The sequence below is a fragment of the Virgibacillus litoralis genome, assembly GCF_017873675.1.
GTDB lineage: Bacteria > Bacillota > Bacilli > Bacillales > Amphibacillaceae > Lentibacillus > Lentibacillus litoralis.
Genome location: NZ_JAGGKK010000002.1, coordinates 256138 through 269829, shown reverse-complemented (window position 1 = coordinate 269829; position 13692 = coordinate 256138). Strand labels below are relative to the sequence as shown.

Genomic DNA, 13692 nt, shown 5'->3' with positions numbered 1-13692 from the left:
TAGGAAATTGATAATTGTTTCGATATAATAAAGGAATAGTTAAATCTTAAGATCGATAAGATGGGTGATAATATAGATGATAACTCAACATAAATTAAAAGAGAGAATTAGAAGTACATACTTTGAATTGATCTCTGATATTGCACACTTTTCATATGACGAACTTTTATCAGTAGTCACGAACCGCTTAACAACTATTTTGAACACGACTCATTCAGTAATATATATATATAATAAATGGAATAAAAAGTATGAAATTAAAACAGGTTCTAAAGAGACAGATTTGTTCATGAAAAGTCTAGTAGACTTTAGTGATATTAATCAACAACTTATGGAATCTGATATTTCAGATGGAAAATCAATTCTTAAAGAGAAAAGTGAATTACTTAACTCTGTCATTATACCACTATTTCCAAAATTTGGTTCGTCAGGTTTTGTATTTCTTTCCTACCCGAAAGATGCAGATCCTCTATCTAATAATAGTGTTGGGATAGTTAAACAGGAAACAGAACAATTATTAAAGCTGGTTAATTATTATAAATTAAGTGAGAACAGTGTAAGTAAAAGTAAATTCTTATTTGATATGTCTACACGTTTATATTCTATGAATATTAAAGAGGATATTTTGAAAGATATTGTTCAATGTTTGTATAAACTCTACCCAACGTTTACGTATTATTTATTATTATCTCAGGATTATGAAGCGGAAAGCTCTCTGCCAATTAAAACAATTGAGTATAGTGATGCTGCGACGAAGCGAGTGAGCACGCAGGCTTTTCTTACAGGAGAAGTACAGCTGGAAGACCGTGTAAAAGATAAGAATACGAGTATTTATGCTCCTTTAAGAGGAAAGCAAGGAGTGTATGGGGTATTGCAAATTATTACTCCTCATGCTGTTGACTTCACCGAGGATGAAATTGATTTCATTACTCAATTTGCAAATACAGCAGGTGCGGCAATCGAAAATGTAACACTTTACCAGCATTCCAAACATCTCGTATCTGATTTGAAATTAATAAACGAAGCTACTCATAAACTGAATTCAAATTTAAAGCTTACCGAAATCATTTCAATTGTAAGAAAGCAAATAATTGAAGCGTGTCGCGCCACGCAGGCGGGCTTTATGTATGTTAATGATAACTCTGATGATGGATTCGATCTTTTGTCAGGCAGCACAAGCTATTTTGCAACAAAACAAGGTGAAATATTTGCTGAAGACATACTAAGACAGATGCAGGCGAATGCTGACCCAATGTTTAGTGGTGATTTCAAAAGGGATATCCCATATCGTTCTATTATGGCAATCCCGATGATACATTCTGGTAAGGTTCATGGGGCAGTTATAATTATGCATGAGGAAAGATACTTCTTTTCCTTTGAAAGCTACAAGTTAATGCAATCTCTTGTTCAGCATTCCACCCTAGCGCTGACGAATTCTATTTTAAAGGATAAATTGGAGGAATCAGTTATTACTGATTATCTTACAAAGTTATATTCACGGAATCATCTTGACGAATCTTTAAAAGCACATATGCAATCAGATGAAAAAGGAACGTTAATTCTATTTGATATTGATGACTTCAAAAAAATAAATGATACTTATGGGCACTACATTGGTGATGAGGTAATAGTTCAAGTTGCAAATATTATCAGAACACAAATGGGGCAAGAGGACATTCCGGCACGATGGGGTGGAGAGGAATTAGCCATTTATTTGCCTAATGCCAGTATTGATGATGGCGTGGAATTAGCTGGTCAAATTCGGACGCAAGTTGAAAGCTTTACCGAGCCAGGAATTACACTATCCTGTGGTGTATCATCCTGGATTGATAAGAAGCTGGATTCTGTTAGTGATGTTTTCATTCGTGCAGACAAAGCATTATATGAAGCGAAAGAGATTGGGAAAAACTGCGTTGTAAAGGAAAAGAAACTAAAAAAGCATTCTAATATATAAATTAAAGTGACTGAACCAATACAGCCACTTTAATTTTTACCTGATAATATCTTCTAGTATTTCCGCAAATTTTTCGATGTAGATTTGATCTGTTTCATCAAATCGGTTCTTAATTGGACTATCAATATCGAGAACACCATAAACTTCATTATTTACAATTAATGGTACGACTATTTCAGACTTGCTAGCACTGTCACAGGCGATGTGACCAGGAAAAGCCATAACATCTGCAACTCGTTGGGTTTTTTGTTCTTTTATAGCGGTACCACAGACACCCTTGCCGGAAGCAATTCGAATACAGGCGGGTAACCCTTGAAATGGTCCAAGTACTAATTCATCTTCTTTCCATAAATAAAATCCAACCCAGTTTACTTCATCAAGGAATTGGTTTAATAATGATGATGCATTCGATAAAATAGCAATATCATCTTGTTCACCTTCAGACAAAGCGGTTAGTTGTTTTAGTAATAATTCGTAATCTTTAGCTTTATTTCCAGAATAAGCAGTTGCTTGAAACATATTAATTTTCCTTTCGACTGTGTATATTTCGACAAATCACTTAAATTTTTGTCGAGAGAAAGTTGCAGGATAAATCCTCACTTTGTCGTAAAAGAGATGTAAGGAGTTGAAAACTGATGAAAAAAAATCCAACTAAACAAAAAGTTGTTGATGCAGCTTCTATACTATTTTTTCAAAATGGCTTTCATGGAACGTCTGTAAGAGACATTGCAGATAAAGCAACTGTCAATGTTTCGTTGATCAGCTACTATTTTAATAGTAAACAGGGTCTTCTAGAGCACGCTGTTACACAATATTATGAAGCCTATTTAAAAGCGATTGAGACAGCTATGTTGAATAATGAATCCATCTCTCCATTGGAACGCTTGAAAAAAATGATTGAAGCCATTATACATTACAAACAGAGTAACCATCAATTCTCATGTTTTATTCACCGTGAGTTATCACTGGATTCTGTATTTGTTCGTGAAATGACTGTTACGTATCTTGCAAAAGAAAATTATTTTATTAGTAACTCGTTTTATGCCATTTTCCCAAAACAGAAAAAGAATAATTTGGATAGTCAATTTTTATTAATGCAATTGAAAGGTATGTTGATTACTCCTTACATATTGCAGAATGAGTGGAAAAACCAGGTAGTCGGGACAGATTCTCATAATCAATTTGCTAAAAATTATATTCGAACAATTGAGAATTGGTTAGATTACGTTGTGGCACAAAATATCTAAAAGTAATCTTAAAAATATGCAAAAATGGCTTTTATTTAATGCCATTTTTTATTTTTGTTAATAAAATTTGTCAAATCCTTAATTTATTTGTAAATTTTTAGCCAAAAATGTTAATTACATGGTATCATAAGTATAATAATGAGATAATTATACACTTTTTTGTAGTTAAAGTTGCATAACTATTTTTAACTGCCAAAAGGGAAACTTAAGCTTTTGCCATAAGGCAGGGCTTGGCTCCAATACATAAGTGGCCCTAAGAAAACATGTTTAAAAATAAAATGAAATTATTAATACCTGTTCTTCAAGAGAATTCAACGAAAGACTATCCTCTTATTCAGGAATTTAGTTAGGAGGCATTTTATGGCATATATCATAGGAATTATTCTAGTAATTATTGCACTAATAATTGTGGGACTTATTTTACGAAAACGGGTATATGATGTTGTTGACCGATTGGAAGCATGGAAAATGGATATTATGAATCGGAATATTGCATCACAGCTTGGACGAATTAAAAGTTTAAATTTGTCTGGCGAAACACAGGAGAAATTTGAAGCGTGGAAAGAACGATGGGAGTACATCGTAACTAAGGAGCTGCCAGATATTGAAGAATATTTATTTGATGCCGAAGAAGCTGCAGATCGATATCGGTTTTCCACCGCTAAAAAAACACTGCGAAAAGTAGAGCAGACATTACAATCAATTGAAAAAGATATCAAAAATATGCTTGAGGAATTAGATGAACTGATGGAGTCTGAAGAATCAAGCCGAAAAGAAATCGAACAAATACAGCCTGATATTAAAGCATTGCGCAAAAAGCTTTCACAAAATCGTTACCAATATGGTAAAGCAGAAGTCCGTTTTGATGTGGAGATTGATGAACTTGATGAACAACTTAATCAATATAACGAACTAGTTGGATCTGGTGATTATTCTGAAGCACATCAGCTTGTTGAAGATCTCAAGCAAAAGTTGGAGGCACTTCAAATCCAAATTGATGCATTTCCAACAATATATAAAACATGCAAACATGACTTACCGGCCCAATTGGACGAATTATGTAAAGGGTTAAGAGATATGAAGGAAGACGGTTACCGTATTGAGCATCTTGGATTTGAGAAGGAAGTACATAACTATCAACGCCGTCTGCTGGATTGTGTAAGTGCCCTTGAAAAAGGAGATACTTATGAAGCTGGCATCGTAATAGAAGAAATAGAAGAGAGAATAGCGGAAATGTACCAGTTACTTGAAAAGGAAGCTATCGCTAAGAATTATGTTGAAGCCAAGGTGCCAAGCTATCAGGAAGCGTTAAATAGTTTAGAGGAGAATTTTCATACAACAAAAGAAGAAGTGGAAACGTTAAAGAAAACCTATTACTTTGAAGACAGTGATATGGAAAAGTATTTGTCACTGGAAAAGTCTATTTTAAAATTAAAAAATCAGCTTGAAGAGCTTTCAAATGACATTGAAACTGAAAACAGTACGCATTCCGATCTGCGTGTTAAGTTGGAGAATGGATTTCAGCAAGTTGATGATTTACAGCAGAAGCATGATGAATTTAAGAAGCATATACAAAATTTAAGGAAAGACGAATTGGAAGCAAAAGAAAAATTAACTGATATGAAAAATGAATTATATCATATTAATCGCAGGCTGAATAAAAGTAATATTCCAGGAGTTCCAGGATTTATTTGGAATATTATGGAGGAAGCATCTGAAAAGAATGCCCGAGTACTTAAATTATTAGATAAGCATCCATTGGATATTACAGCAGTACAACATGCATTAACAGATGCAAAAACTGCGGTTGATCATGTAACAGAACAAACAGAAATAATGTTAGACCAGGCCTTTTTGACAGAACAAGTTATCCAATACGCGAACAGATATCGAAGTCAATACCCAATTCTTGCTGCTAAGTTGTCAGAATCTGAGCGTTTATTTCGTTCCTATGAATATGATCTTGCCATTGAACAGGCAGCTAAAGCTGTAGAAGAGATTGAGCCTGGTGCATTAAAACGCATAGAAGAGTACCAAAAGGCAGCTAATTAATATGCATAAAGGCTATAAAGGGGTTTTACTGCTCCTGGGTACTAGTACAATATGTGTTTGGGGATTTGTCATATTTATGTTTTTCACGACACAGAATAGCCCGGTTATTGTAAAAGAACATGTAACATCGAGCAATGTTATAGTCGAGAAAAGTGAAATAGCGTTTAATCAATTGAAAGACAGTACTGAAAGAGTATACGCAGTGAAAAACAAAAAGGAGTATCCATCGCCGAAGCTCGGAAGTGTTAGGCTCTCTAATGACAGTGGTAAAGTATCAATCGATGCTTTATTAGAGATGTTGGATGTAAAATAATTGTAAAGAGTATTTATGGGAAAGATAAGTTTAATACTATCAGCAGAAGAAATATTTATGAGTATAAGTGAAACTTTGGTTTTCACTTCTAAAACTTGGTGAAAGCCAAGTTTTTCTAATGGCAAATATGAATGTATAAATAGTATAAGTGTAGCTTAGGAACTGGCCATTAAGGCTAGCACTCCAGGTATAGGGGTTAAAAGAAAGTGAAATACACTTTCATAATAATCCCTTTAACGATTGCCAAGTTTTCTAAAGCTTGCTTTCACTTATAAAATTTTAAGGAGAATTAAATATGATTTATCTAGATAACAGCGCAACGACGAAACCAGACCCGTCCGTTCTTAATAGTTTTTATCAGGCTACTGAGCGATTTTTTGCCAATCCATCCAGCATTCATCAACTTGGCGGTGAAGCTGAAAAATTATTAATAAAATCGAAAGAGCAAGCATCACAGTTGCTAAATGTTCAACAGGATGAAGTTATTTTTACTTCTGGAGGAACTGAGGGGAATAACCTGGCTATAAAGGGAATTGCATTTAAACACCAGGGGCGTGGTAAGCACATAATCACAACTGAAATTGAGCATCCTTCTGTTTATGAGGCATGCAACAGTCTGGAGAATCTAGGATTTACACTAACATATTTACCTGTTGATAAAAATGGTGTAATCTCTATAGAGGATTTAACGAATTCAATTAGGAATGATACGATTCTGGTAAGTATGATGCATGTTAATAATGAGCTCGGATCAATTCAGCCAATCAAAAAAATCGGAGAAATTCTTAAACAGTATCCAAAGGTTTTTTTTCATGTAGATAATGTTCAGGGCATGGGTAAGGTTCCTTTAGAACTCAAAAATAGCGGAATTGATTTATGCACCATTTCAGGACACAAACTTCACGGATTAAAAGGAACTGGTATTTTATATGTGAATAAAAAGACAACGATGTATCCGTTGCTTCACGGTGGAAGTCAAGAACGTTCTCTCCGTTCTGGGACTGAGAACCTTGCTGGTGCTGTTTCAATTGTAAAAGCATTAAGGTTAATAAAAGAACGAGAAAAGACAGAAGTTAAGGACATGTATCAGCTACAAAAGTTTCTCCGGAACAAACTGGCTGAAATGGAAGGTGTGGTAATTAATACGCCAAAAGAGGCAGCACCACACATTATGAACATTTCTGTACCGGGATTAAAGCCTGAAGTAATTATTCATATGCTTGGAGAAAAGCAAATATATATTTCAACTAAATCTGCCTGTTCTTCTAAACAGGCGGATGAGAGTAAAATATTAGCGGCTTGCGGGTATGACACAGATCGTTCCACATCTGCACTTCGCATCAGCATGTCCTATGATACAACTAAAAGTGAAATTGATACGTTTTTAAAGGCGTTAGAGGAAGCAGTAAATCAACTAAAAGCAGTAATGGAGTAGATAACTATGCAATATGATCATATTTTAATACGATACGGGGAAATGGCTCTTAAAGGTAAAAATAGAAAGAAGTTTATCGTACAACTGCAAAGTAATATTCGCAGAAAGTTAAAGGCCTTTCCTGAGGTAAAAGTAAAACGTACACAAGGTAGAATGTTTGTCCTATTAAATGGGCATGAACCTGACCCTGTTATGCAAAGGTGCAGTGAAGTTTTTGGAATTCAAAGCCTTAGTCTGGCAGTTAAGGTTCGTAACGATGAAGAGGAAATTAAACAAGCAGCATTATGGGCACTAAATAATAGTGAAAATGTTAATTCGTTTAAAGTTTCCGTAAAACGGATTGATAAGAATTTTCCTGTTCGTTCACAGGATATGAACCAGGTGCTGGGTGGGCATCTTTTATCAAGTACAACTGGCTATACGGTTAATGTTCACCAGCCAGATTTGGAGATCAAAGTTGAAATTAGAACAGAAGCAACTTATATTACATCCAGTGTAATTCCAGGGCTCGGCGGATTACCGGTGGGTACATCAGGAAAATCTTTGCTGCTTTTGTCAGGTGGAATTGACAGCCCTGTTTCGGGATACCTTGCTATGAAACGTGGTGTTCAATTAGAGGCTATTCATTTTCATTCACCACCATTTACGAGTGAACGTTCGAAACAGAAAGTAATGGACTTAGCAGAGAAACTGACGGAATATGGGCATTCGATCAAAGTTCACGTTGTTCCATTTACTAAATTGCAGCAGCATATTTTTCGTGAAATGCCTGACGGGTATGCAATGACAATTATGCGCCGCATGATGATGCGTATTAGTGAACAGGTATGCAGGAATGAGTCTATTTTATCGATGACCACTGGCGAAAGCCTTGGCCAGGTAGCAAGTCAAACAATGGAAAGTATGAATGCAATAAATGAAGTAACAAATTATCCAATCATCAGACCATTAGTTGCAATGGATAAGAATGATATTATTAATATTTCAAGAAAAATTGATACGTATGATATTTCAATTCGTCCTTATGAGGATTGCTGTACTATTTTTGTTCCAAAGTCACCAAAGACGAAACCTGCTAGAGAGAAAGTGAATATGTTTGAGTCACAGGAAGACTTTTCTGCATTAATAGAAGAGACAATAAGTGGGATTGAAGTTGTTAAACTAACTAATCAAACAGATGCGAAAAAGGAATTCGAAGATCTTTTATAAAGGCTTGGCAGAAGTTGCCATAGGACGTGGCGTTCTTAGTCTACCTTGCTCGTAAAGGCCGCCCACTGTGAGATTTTTTGTATTTTCCGAAACGCTGTCACAGCACACAGCTATTTATCCATGTTACTTTGCAGTTTATCAATTGCAACTATGCTTACGAAATACGGATTCAGTTAGAGAGGAATATGTAATAACATTAAAAGTCTCATAATAATTTAGCATACATTTCGGATCCGCTTCGACTGTTACGGATCCTCATTCCGCTATTTGTCATATTTGCCTCAAATTTGGCTGATTTTCTGCTTTTAACGGAACGAGGATCCGACTCACCCTTCAAAGAGAACCTTTTCTGCTATTTAGTGGAACGAGGATTCACTTCGATTATCTGTCGATTCCTCATTCCAAGTGGCAATACTTAATTCCCTTATTGTATAATCCTGCCAGTTTAAGTACACAAGCATACCATGACAATATTATTCGGGTATTAAAAACTAAGAAAATTGTTTTCTCCCCCTAAAACTGAACTCGTTAGCTTAGGAAAATAGCACTCATAAAATTTCTCTTAACTAACAACAACTACCAGTTTAAAAATCCTTCTTGCTACACAATATAGAAGTATCAAGGAGGTGATGAACATGGCTAGCAACAATAGTTCAAACCAATTAGTTATACCTGGTGCACAACAAGCATTAGACCAAATGAAAACTGAGATCGCTCAGGAATTTGGTGTTCAACTTGGTCCTGACTCAACTTCTCGCTCAAACGGATCTGTTGGTGGAGAAATCACAAAACGTCTTGTTCAGTCTGCTGAACAACAATTTGGCGGAATGTCACAATAACAACAATATAATAATAATGGCTAGGGCTATCCTTTAAGGGTAGCCCTTTTAAGTATACTAATGCTTTTACTATTAAGTCTCCTGATTTTCTTTCTTGATTTTTCTGCTTTAAGTAGGTAAAGTGCTCATAGAAGAGTAGAAATTTTGTTGATGGGAGTATTTTATATGGGAAGACTTTGGTTTGGTGGTTCAGTTTATACTATGGAAAACGAAGGTGATGCTGTTGAAGCGGTCTATACAGAGGATGGTATTATAAAAGCTGTTGGTACTTATGAAAGATTATATCATGATTTCTATGACAAAATTGACAATGAAGTTAATCTTAAAGGAAAAACGATGTTGCCTGGTTTTGTGGACAGTCATATGCACATAATAGGACACGGTGAAAAGTTACTGCATTTAGACTTGTCACAAATGAAGTCTCCGGAAGAAATAAAAGAAGCACTTCTTAACCGTACTGCTAATTTATCAGAAGGGGAGTGGCTTATTGGAGAAGGCTGGAATGAAAATCAATGGGATAACCCAGAAATTATTTCAAAAAAAGAGTTGGATGAAATCTGCCCAGATAACCCTATGATGTTGACACGTGTATGCCGACATGCACTCTTAGCTAATACAAAAGCAATGGATATATCTTACATAAATGATCAGACGCCAGATCCCCAAGGGGGAATTATCGTAAGAGACGACAATGGTGATACTACTGGTTTATTTCTAGATACTGCACAGGAATTAATTAAACAGGCAATGCCTGATGTATCACAGGAATTTTTACAGCAGCTTATAAAAATAGCTGTCGATGATTTGTTGGCAAAAGGTTTAGTAGGTGGACACAGTGAAGATCTCAATTATTATGGCGGTTTTCTAAAAACATACAACGCCTTTTTAAATGCAATTAATGGAAACGCCAAAAAATTCAAGGCACATCTACTTGTTCATCATGAGGTTATGGAAGACATGATTAATCAGAATTTAGGATACTTGGATGGAACAGAATACGTTGAACTTGGTGCTGTTAAGATATTCTCAGATGGAGCTCTTGGTGGTCGAACAGCATGGCTGACACAAGAATATACGGACGATCCTGAGAATTACGGGGTAGCGATTCATAACTCTGATTACTTGGAAGAAATTGTACGGTCTGCCAGGGCACATGGTCTTCCAATAGCTGTTCATGCTATTGGAGATCAAGCTGTTGATGAAATAACAAAATTAATTAAAAAATATCCACTTCAAAATGGAGCACGTGACAGGATTATCCACGGTCAAATTTTAAATGATTTTTCTTTAAAAATGCTTCAGGAATTACCAGTGGTCGTTGATATTCAGCCAGCGTTTGTTTCATCGGATTTTCCTTGGGCTCTCGATAGATTAGGTGAGGATAGAATTAAATTAGCATATGCCTGGAAAACAATGCTGGATAGTGGTGTACTTTGTGCTGGTAGCTCAGATGCACCGATTGAGGATGCTAATCCATTACAAGGAATTCAGGCAGCCATGCTTCGAAAATCATATTATGATGGCGAGGTATACCAGCCGAAAGAAAGGCTTTCATTATTTGAATCAGTTCGATTATATACGGTTGGTAGTGCAAGTGCAATTACACAGGAAAATAAACGTGGTCTGATTATTGATGGTTATTCCGCAGATTTTACAATTTTGGAAGAGGATATTTTCCAGGTTGATCCAGAGCATATTCATGAGATAGAAGTGGCAATGACTGTTATTGATGGGGACATCGTATATAATAATAATGCAGGTTAGATGTTTAGAACGTTCAATTTTAATTACTGGATCTATTATATCTAATCAGCAACAAATAAATCCGAACTAATTCGAATTCTATTTCAAGAATTTGAATCATAGTTCGGATTTTACTTTCACTAATCACTAAAGTCCAAGTCTCTTTCTTTATAAAAATGTTCGTTTCACACGATCCCAATAGGAGTTGTTTTTTAGTTTCACCGTTTTAATTACTTTATCACTTAAGGTCACCGTTAAATCCTTAATGTTTCGAATGGAATAGGCCTCATTATCCAATCCGATAACAGGATAATCGTTTCCATCTTGTATGATGTCTAATGTAAGCTTTCGATCCTTACTTAAGACAAAGGAGGATCCTAATGTACGATAGCGGTTGTTATTAAGGGAAGCGAGTTCTGATACTTGAAAACATGGGATTTTTGGATCAATTATGGCTCCCTGAGTTGATTTATTGTAGCCAGTACTGCCTGTAGGTGTAGCGACAATTAATCCGTCACCTCTAAATGTTTCAAAGTGCATGTCATCAATATGAACATCAATTACAATTGTTTTAATGATGGTAGAACGAATACTAACCTCATTTAAACAATTAAACGAAGTTTCTCCATTAACCTGTATGTTTATGACTGGAAAACGACGAACCTCCATCTCTTCATTAACCATTGAATGCAGCATTTCGTCAAAGTTATCCATATTAAAATCACAATATAGTCCAGACTCATTAGATTGTGTTATTCCTGTATACAGGCAATCCTGCCTGAATCCTGTCTTTCGAACAGCCTGTAAAAATGCACCATCACCGCCAATACTTATAATAACATTAGCTTGTTTGTGATCATCCACAATGGTGAAATCGTTTTTTTGTGCAAGCTCAATTAGTGGCTGCAATTTATTTTCAAGATTATTTTGTTGATGAAAGAAATAAATATTTTTTCGATTTGGCATCGTTATCAGTACCTCCAGATTGAGATTATTCTTATTCAAGAATATCATTTCTATTTCAATTTTCCTAACAGATTGAAAGTGTATGAGTAAATTATCGAATTTGTAGCAAAATAAATGATATGGGGTGGTATTTATGGTAATACTGTTGATTATTTTTGTGTTAGTCATTATTTTAATTTTATTTTCAAAAATCAAGGTTAATAGTACGGTGATACTAAATCAGGAAAAACAAACTGCTTTTATAGCTGTTTATTTTTATCGAATACGATTAATGAATAAATTAATCGACCTATCAGAGGAATCCTATGAGGATAAATCGATACGAGAAATACTAAAATTATTACATAGTTATAGTAATAATTTTCTTCAAAAGATAAAGGATTTAAATGATGTGGCTACCATCTTACTGAAACGAATATATTTTCAAAAGCTAAATTGGAATACTCATTTTGGAACAGGGGATGCAAGTTCAGCAGGTATGGTGTCTGGGGGGATTTGGGGGACCAAAGGATTGATATTAGGGTTAATTAATGCAAAGAGTAATATAAAATGTGATCCAGTTATTTCTGTTGTTCCGCTTTTTAATCAAAAATATATAGAGTCAAAATTCGATTGCATTGTATCAATAAGGATAGGGCAAGCTATATACGGAATTCTTAAAGTGATACGTAAATATCCAGTAAATAAAGAAGCGATTATTTAAGCAGATTAAAGGAGGAATTATCATGGCAGAGGAACATCCTATTCAAGGTTTAATGACAACAGCTATGGAAAATTTAAAAGATATGATAGAGGTTAATACGATTATAGGAGACCCGGTTGAGTCCCCAGATGGCAGTGTAATTATACCGGTCTCAAAAGTAGGATTTGGTTTTGCTGCAGGTGGAAGTGAATTCAGTTCAGGTGGTTCAGGACAAAGTAAAAGTGACTCAAGTAGTGGAAGCTCATTACCATTTGGCGGAGGTAGTGGCGGAGGCGTATCCATTACACCAGTTGCGTTTTTAATTGTAAGTCCAAAGGGAATTAAGATGGTTCACTTGGATGAGAACACGCATATTTATGAGAAGATGCTTGACTTTGCTCCAAAGGCAGTTGAAAAAATCCAGCAAATTTTAAAAGAGTCAGCTCAGTCCCCTAAAAATAAAGAAAAATCTGGACGAGGTCAGCAACAATCTGACCAGCAGAATTCAAATCGTCAGGGTAGTCAGCGGCAACAGGAACAGCAGCCATCAGAAGACCAAACAAGATATGATATATAATGACCCTGTATAATTATAATAGTGGACATTAAATGGCAAAAAATTCATAATGGGAGTGTGCAAGGATAAAATTTTTAGGAGGAATGATTCATATGACTAACGTTACATTTAATCAGGATCCTGTCACACTTCTAGGCAATGAGATTTCAGTAGGTGATCAAGCGCCAAACTTTACTGTATTATCCAATGATCTTAAAGAAGTTAAATTGGATGATTATAAAGATAAAGTAAAATTAATAAGTGTCGTACCTTCTATTGATACTGGAGTTTGTTCTGAACAGACTCAGAGGTTTAATAAGGAAGCAGAAGATATAGGTAATGTGCAAGTATTAACTATTAGTATGGACCTGCCGTTTGCTCAGGCGCGCTGGCGTGAAGTGAATAAAGTTAATGAACTTGAAATGTTATCCGACCATCGTGATGCAAACTTCGGTGAAAATTATGGCGTATTAATCAAGGAATTACGGTTATTATCAAGATCAATTTTCGTGGTTGATTCAACTAACACAGTTACATATTTGGAATATGTAAGCGAGGTAACGAATCATCCTGATTATGATAAAGCGCTAGAAGAAGCTAAAAAAGCAAAATAGTATTGAAATTAAACTCTCCTGTTACTCGATAGCAGGAGAGATTTTTGTACATATACATAGATGATTTGTTACACTAGAAATG

Annotated in this window: 13 protein-coding genes; 11 read left to right on the top strand and 2 right to left on the bottom strand. The window is 35.3% G+C overall.

Features of this window, described 5'->3' with window-relative positions; genetic code table 11:
- Positions 1 to 76: 76 nt before the first annotated feature.
- Positions 77 to 1954 carry a sensor domain-containing diguanylate cyclase gene (locus J2Z82_RS03605; RefSeq protein WP_209479420.1) on the top strand — a complete coding sequence of 626 codons (1878 nt, stop codon included), beginning with the start codon at positions 77 to 79 and terminating at the stop codon, positions 1952 to 1954.
- Between the two features lie 36 nt (positions 1955 to 1990).
- Here the strand turns inward: J2Z82_RS03605 and J2Z82_RS03600 are convergent, their stop codons facing one another.
- Entirely contained in the window at positions 1991 to 2473 is a 483-nt protein-coding gene (locus J2Z82_RS03600; protein WP_209479419.1) for a GAF domain-containing protein, read from the bottom strand.
- A gap of 116 nt (positions 2474 to 2589) precedes the next feature.
- Between J2Z82_RS03600 and refZ the strand changes: the two genes are divergently transcribed.
- The 7 genes from refZ (at position 2590) to J2Z82_RS03565 (ending at position 10813) form a co-directional block, all read left to right on the top strand.
- Entirely contained in the window at positions 2590 to 3201 is a 612-nt protein-coding gene (gene refZ, locus J2Z82_RS03595; protein WP_209479418.1) for a forespore capture DNA-binding protein RefZ, read from the top strand.
- A 360-nt stretch (positions 3202 to 3561) separates the two neighbouring features.
- Positions 3562 to 5253, top strand: a complete 1692-nt coding sequence (gene ezrA / locus J2Z82_RS03590) for a septation ring formation regulator EzrA (protein ID WP_209479417.1) — start codon at positions 3562 to 3564, stop codon at positions 5251 to 5253.
- A 1-nt stretch (position 5254) separates the two neighbouring features.
- Positions 5255 to 5566 carry a hypothetical protein gene (locus J2Z82_RS03585; RefSeq protein WP_209479416.1) on the top strand — a complete coding sequence of 104 codons (312 nt, stop codon included), beginning with the start codon at positions 5255 to 5257 and terminating at the stop codon, positions 5564 to 5566.
- Positions 5567 to 5861: 295 nt separating this feature from the next.
- Positions 5862 to 7001, top strand: a complete 1140-nt coding sequence (locus tag J2Z82_RS03580; RefSeq protein WP_209479415.1) for a cysteine desulfurase family protein — start codon at positions 5862 to 5864, stop codon at positions 6999 to 7001.
- A gap of 6 nt (positions 7002 to 7007) precedes the next feature.
- Complete coding sequence (gene thiI, locus J2Z82_RS03575) at positions 7008 to 8210, top strand: tRNA uracil 4-sulfurtransferase ThiI (RefSeq protein WP_209479414.1); 1203 nt, start codon at positions 7008 to 7010, stop codon at positions 8208 to 8210.
- 635 nt (positions 8211 to 8845) lie between these two features.
- The gene (locus J2Z82_RS03570) at positions 8846 to 9049 is read left to right on the top strand and encodes an alpha/beta-type small acid-soluble spore protein (protein WP_092492300.1); all 204 of its coding nucleotides are present in this window, start codon (positions 8846 to 8848) and stop codon (positions 9047 to 9049) included.
- Positions 9050 to 9214: 165 nt separating this feature from the next.
- Positions 9215 to 10813: an amidohydrolase gene (locus J2Z82_RS03565; RefSeq protein WP_209479413.1), complete on the top strand. Its 1599-nt coding sequence runs from the start codon at positions 9215 to 9217 to the stop codon at positions 10811 to 10813.
- A 147-nt stretch (positions 10814 to 10960) separates the two neighbouring features.
- Here J2Z82_RS03565 and J2Z82_RS03560 read toward each other — a convergent pair whose 3' ends face one another.
- Positions 10961 to 11758 carry an NAD kinase gene (locus J2Z82_RS03560; protein WP_209479412.1) on the bottom strand — a complete coding sequence of 266 codons (798 nt, stop codon included), beginning with the start codon at positions 11756 to 11758 and terminating at the stop codon, positions 10961 to 10963.
- Positions 11759 to 11891: 133 nt separating this feature from the next.
- Between J2Z82_RS03560 and J2Z82_RS03555 the strand changes: the two genes are divergently transcribed.
- From J2Z82_RS03555 to tpx, 3 genes are all read left to right on the top strand, one after another.
- Positions 11892 to 12461, top strand: a complete 570-nt coding sequence (locus J2Z82_RS03555; protein ID WP_209479411.1) for a DUF2953 domain-containing protein — start codon at positions 11892 to 11894, stop codon at positions 12459 to 12461.
- A gap of 22 nt (positions 12462 to 12483) precedes the next feature.
- Positions 12484 to 13017 (top strand): GerW family sporulation protein, encoded by a 534-nt coding sequence (gene ytfJ / locus J2Z82_RS03550; RefSeq protein ID WP_209479410.1) that lies wholly within the window; start codon positions 12484 to 12486, stop codon positions 13015 to 13017.
- 92 nt (positions 13018 to 13109) lie between these two features.
- Positions 13110 to 13610 (top strand): thiol peroxidase, encoded by a 501-nt coding sequence (gene tpx, locus J2Z82_RS03545; RefSeq protein ID WP_209479409.1) that lies wholly within the window; start codon positions 13110 to 13112, stop codon positions 13608 to 13610.
- Positions 13611 to 13692: the final 82 nt, after the last annotated feature.

What these genes read in the sequence shown, in the direction of transcription:
- J2Z82_RS03580 (WP_209479415.1), top strand. Translation starts at nt 5,862, where the DNA reads ATGATTTATCTAGATAACAGCGCAACGACGAAACCAGACCCGTCCGTT.
- J2Z82_RS03585 (WP_209479416.1), top strand. Translation starts at nt 5,255, where the DNA reads ATGCATAAAGGCTATAAAGGGGTTTTACTGCTCCTGGGTACTAGTACA.
- J2Z82_RS03565 (WP_209479413.1), top strand. Translation starts at nt 9,215, where the DNA reads ATGGGAAGACTTTGGTTTGGTGGTTCAGTTTATACTATGGAAAACGAA.
- J2Z82_RS03560 (WP_209479412.1), bottom strand. Translation starts at nt 11,758, where the DNA reads ATGCCAAATCGAAAAAATATTTATTTCTTTCATCAACAAAATAATCTT.
- J2Z82_RS03570 (WP_092492300.1), top strand. Translation starts at nt 8,846, where the DNA reads ATGGCTAGCAACAATAGTTCAAACCAATTAGTTATACCTGGTGCACAA.
- ezrA (WP_209479417.1), top strand. Translation starts at nt 3,562, where the DNA reads ATGGCATATATCATAGGAATTATTCTAGTAATTATTGCACTAATAATT.
- thiI (WP_209479414.1), top strand. Translation starts at nt 7,008, where the DNA reads ATGCAATATGATCATATTTTAATACGATACGGGGAAATGGCTCTTAAA.
- refZ (WP_209479418.1), top strand. Translation starts at nt 2,590, where the DNA reads ATGAAAAAAAATCCAACTAAACAAAAAGTTGTTGATGCAGCTTCTATA.
- ytfJ (WP_209479410.1), top strand. Translation starts at nt 12,484, where the DNA reads ATGGCAGAGGAACATCCTATTCAAGGTTTAATGACAACAGCTATGGAA.
- J2Z82_RS03605 (WP_209479420.1), top strand. Translation starts at nt 77, where the DNA reads ATGATAACTCAACATAAATTAAAAGAGAGAATTAGAAGTACATACTTT.
- tpx (WP_209479409.1), top strand. Translation starts at nt 13,110, where the DNA reads ATGACTAACGTTACATTTAATCAGGATCCTGTCACACTTCTAGGCAAT.
- J2Z82_RS03600 (WP_209479419.1), bottom strand. Translation starts at nt 2,473, where the DNA reads ATGTTTCAAGCAACTGCTTATTCTGGAAATAAAGCTAAAGATTACGAA.
- J2Z82_RS03555 (WP_209479411.1), top strand. Translation starts at nt 11,892, where the DNA reads ATGGTAATACTGTTGATTATTTTTGTGTTAGTCATTATTTTAATTTTA.